The organism is Sphingomonas sp., from assembly GCF_051962185.1.
Lineage (GTDB): Bacteria > Pseudomonadota > Alphaproteobacteria > Sphingomonadales > Sphingomonadaceae > Sphingomonas.
The window spans coordinates 1-4,669 of record NZ_JBQCCN010000101.1 but is presented as its reverse complement, the minus strand read 5'-3'; the positions used below and the strand labels follow the sequence as shown (position 1 = coordinate 4,669).

The following is a 4,669-nucleotide window of genomic DNA, read 5'->3' as shown; positions in this document are numbered from 1 at the left end:
CAAAGCGAAGGGCAGGCCCTGGCGCGGCCGGCCGAGCAGGCGGTCGGCGCCGGTCAGGATGTAGCGCAGCCGCGTGCCGGTCGCCCAATCGTCGCGGACCAGGTCCTGGGCGAGCGCGGTGGGCACGAACGCCACGGTGACACCCTGGACGATCAGCCAGGCGCGCAGCCGCTCGTCCGAGGTACGGACATCGTCGGTCGCCAGCACGACCGAGGCGCCGGCGCAGAGATACGGCCAGACTTCCCAGACCGAGGCGTCGAAGCCGAGCCCGGCGAGATGGCTGCCGCGGTCCTCGGCGGTGACGCCGAACGCATGGTTGTGCCAGGCGATCAGCCAGGAGAGATTGGCGTGGGTGACCTCGACGCCCTTGGGCTTGCCGGTCGTGCCCGAGGTATAGATGACATAAGCCAAAGCATCGGGATCGTTGGGGGTCTCGATCGCGGCCCCGTCGGCCAGTTCGGGCGCCTGCCAGTCGAGCGCGACGATCGGGGTCGGGCTGTTGGGTACGCGGGCGGCGGTATCGTCACGGCCGACGACGAGCTTGCAGGCCGCTTCCTCGACGATCATCTGCAGGCGGCCGTCGGGCCAGCTCGGATCGAGCGGCAGGAAGGCAGCGCCGGCCTTCCACGTGCCAAGCACGATGGCGAGCTGGTCGAACGAACGTTCGACGCAAATGCCGACCAGATCCTCGCGGCCGACCCCGCGCGACCGCAGCCAGGCGGCGACGCGGCTCGCCTGGGCGTCGAGCTCGGCATAGGTGAGCGTTCCGCACGGCGCGACCAGCGCGATCGCCTCGGGATCGCGCTTCGCCATTGCCGCGACGACATGCGGCGTCGAGAACGGCGCGGCCGGAGTTGCCGGGGATTCGCCGCCTTGCGACGAATGGAGCGAAGCATTGTATTGGCTAGCCATGGCCTCGCGCTTAGCCGACCAGTCGTTTTGATTTATTTAAAGCGGCGGAAACGCTGTCTCATCTTCGGCATTCAGCACATTGCCGATGCGTCCGCGTGGCGCGGCCGGCCTCTTGAGAACGTTATCAAAATGCGCGAAGGTTCGCGTCGATCGATCGGCGGCGCGGCGAAAGGAGGAGGGGATGCTGGGACGCATCATGCTGTTGCTGGCCGCGCAGGCGACGACATTGTCGGCCTCCAATTATGCGACGGACGCGCCGATGGCACCGCCGCGCGCCGTGCCGAGCTGGGCGGACGAGTTCGACGGCCCCGGGATCGACCTGGCCAAATGGCGCTACGACACCGGGCGCAACAAGCTCGGCTGGTTCAATCATGAAAAGCAATATTATGGCGGCGGCCGCGTGGAGAACGAGCGGATCGCCCGTGGCTCGTTGATATTGGAGGCGCACAAGGAACGGCTGTCGGCACAACCCGACTGGGGCGGACAGGCGTACAGCTCCGGCAAGCTGATCAGCCGGCAAATGCTCGGCTATGGCTTTTACGAGATCCGCGCGAAGTTGCCGTGCGCGCGCGGCATGTGGCCGGCGATCTGGCTGTTGCCCGATAGCGGCAACTGGCCCGACCAGGGTGAGATCGACATCATGGAAATGGTCGGCTGGCAACCCAACGTCGTCCACGCGACCCTGCACTCGGGCCTGTTCAACCACGCGCGCGGCACCCAGCGCGGCGCGGAGAAGACGGTCCCGACGAGTTGCTCGGCCTTTCATCGCTATCAGCTCGACTGGCGGCCCCAGGCGATCACCATCGGGGTCGATGGACGCGCCTATATGCGGGTCGCCAACGATCGGCCGGGTGGTCGCGGCGCCTGGCCGTTCGACCGGCCGTATCAGTTGATCCTCAACCTCGCGGTCGGCGGCGATTGGGGCGGGGCGAAGGGAATCGACGACAGCGCGTTGCCGCAGCGCATGACGATCGATTACGTCCGCTATTGGCGCGCCGGAACATAGCCGCGGTGCCGACCGTCACGCTCCATCGCATCGGCAACGAACGCCACCCGGTCGTCGTGATCGACGATTTCGCGGCCGATCCCGATGCGTTGCGGACCGCCGCGATCGCCGCCGCGTTCGGGCCGGCGATCCATCATTACCCGGGCATTCGCGCGGCGCTGCCCGGCGATTATCTCGCCGCGCAAGTGCCGGTAATCGAAGCGGCGTCGGCCGAGGCGTTCGGCGCCGCGCCGCAGCTCGAGATGATCGATGCGAGCTTCTCGATCGTGACGACGCCGCGCGATGCACTCTCGGTCAGGCAGCGCTTGCCGCATTGCGACGCCTATGATGATCGGCGGATCGCCCTCGTCCACTATCTCGCGCCCGGCGATTCCGACGGCACCGGCTTCTTCCGCCATCGCTCGACCGGGTTCGAGAGCGTCGATGCCCGGCGCGCGACGATCTACCCGGACCAGCTCGATGCGGAATTGCGGCATCGCGGTGCGCCGCCCGGCGATTACTGGACCGGCGACGGCGGCCTGTTCGAGCGCGTTTTCGCGGTCGAGCCGCGCTACAATCGCGCCATCGTCTATCCCAGCTTCCTGCTCCACAGCGGACTGATCGGCGCCGACGCCACGCTCTCGCCCGACCCCGCCACCGGGCGCCTCACCGTCACCGGTTTCTTCTCGATCGCAGCCCAGGGAGCATAGGATGGCGCAACCTCATGATCGGCGGTCGGTGTTGGCCGGGCTCGCCGGGCTGGCGATGGCCGTGCATCCGGCGGTCGCAGGCGCGGCGCGCAGGCCGGTGCCGCGAGATCCCGATCTCGGGCCCAACGTCCTGATCCTCGACCCGTCGATGCCCGCGGCGGCGATCCAGGCCAAGGTCGACGCGATCTTCGCGCGGATGGAGCGCGCGCATTTCACCGACGAACGCCACGCCATCCTGTTCAAGCCCGGGCGCTATGCCGCGAACGTCAATGTTGGCTTCTATACCCAGGTCGCCGGGCTCGGGTTGCTGCCCGGCGGGGTGGTGATCGGCGGGCACGTCCATTGCGAGGCCGATTGGGCCAAGGGCATGGCGCTCGACAATTTCTGGCGCGGCGCGGAGAATCTCGAGCTGCGCCCGCCCGACGGCAAGGATCGCTGGGCGGTGTCTCAGGCCGCGCCCTATCGCCGCATCCACCTGCGCGGCGACCTTGCGCTCGACGATGGCGGATGGTCGAGCGGCGGGTTCATGGCCGATTGCCGGATCGACGGCACGATCCGATCGGGCACGCAGCAGCAATGGTTCACCCGGACCAGCGCGATCCGGGGATGGCAAGGGTCGAACTGGAACATGATGTTCATGGGCGTCGAGGGCGCGCCCGCGACCAGCTTCCCGACGCCGCCCTACGCCAGCCTGCCGACGGTGCCGGTGATCCGCGACAAGCCGTTCCTCCATGTCGACGCCGACGGCGAGTGGGGCGTTTTCGTGCCCGCTCTCCGTCATCTCGCGACGGGCAGCGGCTGGGACCGGGGCAAGCCTGCGGGCGCGACGATCCCGCTGGCGCGCTTCTTCATCGCGCGGCCGGGTATGAGCGCGCGGCGGATCAACGCGGCGCTCGCGCGCGGGCGGCACTTGCTGCTGACGCCCGGCATCTATCCGCTCGCCGAGCCGATCCGGGTGACGCGGCCGGGCACGGTCGTGCTCGGACTGGGATTGGCCACGCTCCTCGCGCAGGACGGGAGCAAGGCGATTGCCGTCGCCGACGTGCCGGGGGTGACGATCGCCGGGCTGCTGATCGATGCCGGCCCGGTGTCGTCACCGGTGCTGGTCGAGATCGGTCCGCGCGGCGCCAATCGCGATCATCGCGCCGACCCCACCTTGATCGCCGATCTGTTCTTCCGCGTCGGCGGCGTCACGGTCGGCTGCGCGGAGACCTGCCTCGAGATCAACAGCCGCCACGTCCTCGGCGACCATCTGTGGATTTGGCGTGCCGATCATGGCGACCGCGCGACCGGCCGCGTCCATGTCGGCTGGGACGAGAGCATCGGCAATCAGGGGCTGGTGGTGAATGGCGACCAGGTCTCGATGCACGGCCTGTTCGTCGAGCATTTCCGCCGTCATAACGTGATCTGGAACGGTGAGCGCGGGCGGACCTGGTTCTTCCAGAACGAATTGCCTTACGATCCGCCGAGCCAGGCTGCCTATCGGCCGGGCCCGCGGCGCGGCTGGGCGGCGTATAAGGTCGCCGACGGCGTGCGCGACCATCGTGCGGTCGGCATGGGCATCTATTGCAACTTCACCTCCGATCCAGAGATCGTCGTCGATAGCGCGATCGAGGCGCCGCGCGCGCCGGGCGTGGTGTTCGAGGACGTGACGACGATCTCGCTCGGCGGCGGCAAGGGCACGATCGCGCATATCGTCAACGATGTGGGTGCCGCCGCGACCAAGGGCGCGATCAAGCAGACCCTCGTTCGCTATCCGGCCTAGCAAGCATCGGCGTGGAGCAAGGCGCGTGGGCCATATTATCCTCCCTCGCCAGGAGGAGGTGTCGGGCACAGCCCGACGGAGGCGGAGGACGGCGACCCATCAATCGTCATGCTTCGGCCTCCTCCTTCAGGCCCGGCCTTCGCCGGGCCTGACACCTTCCCCCTGGCGGGCAGGGCAATCGCATATGGAAATTTTCGATTCCGATCGTACACGAAGAGCCCCGTTTGGATTCGAAAATTGCAGGTCGCCGACGCGTCGGATTCGAAACATGCGCCCGAGCATCGATTTCGCGCCATA

4 protein-coding genes are annotated in these 4,669 nt (G+C 67.9%); 3 read left to right on the top strand and 1 reads right to left on the bottom strand.

Going from position 1 to position 4,669, the window contains the following annotated elements; all coding sequences use genetic code 11:
• A partial coding sequence (locus tag ACTHJR_RS05955; RefSeq protein ID WP_440522208.1) for an AMP-binding protein occupies positions 1–912 on the bottom strand: 912 nt, incomplete at its 3' end.
• 181 nt (positions 913–1,093) lie between these two features.
• On the opposite strand from ACTHJR_RS05955, the gene ACTHJR_RS05950 reads away from it, so the two are divergent.
• The 3 genes from ACTHJR_RS05950 to ACTHJR_RS05940 are packed head-to-tail and all read left to right on the top strand — an operon-like array spanning position 1,094 to position 4,372.
• Positions 1,094–1,918, top strand: coding sequence for a glycoside hydrolase family 16 protein (locus tag ACTHJR_RS05950; protein WP_440522207.1), 825 nt, complete (start codon positions 1,094–1,096; stop codon positions 1,916–1,918).
• On the top strand, positions 1,900–2,607 hold the full coding sequence (locus ACTHJR_RS05945) for a DUF6445 family protein (protein WP_440522206.1): 708 nt from the start codon (positions 1,900–1,902) through the stop codon (positions 2,605–2,607). Before ACTHJR_RS05950 ends, ACTHJR_RS05945 begins: the two co-directional genes overlap by 19 nt.
• Position 2,608: 1 nt before the next feature.
• Positions 2,609–4,372 (top strand): adenylyl cyclase, encoded by a 1,764-nt coding sequence (locus ACTHJR_RS05940; protein ID WP_440522205.1) that lies wholly within the window; start codon positions 2,609–2,611, stop codon positions 4,370–4,372.
• Positions 4,373–4,669: the final 297 nt, after the last annotated feature.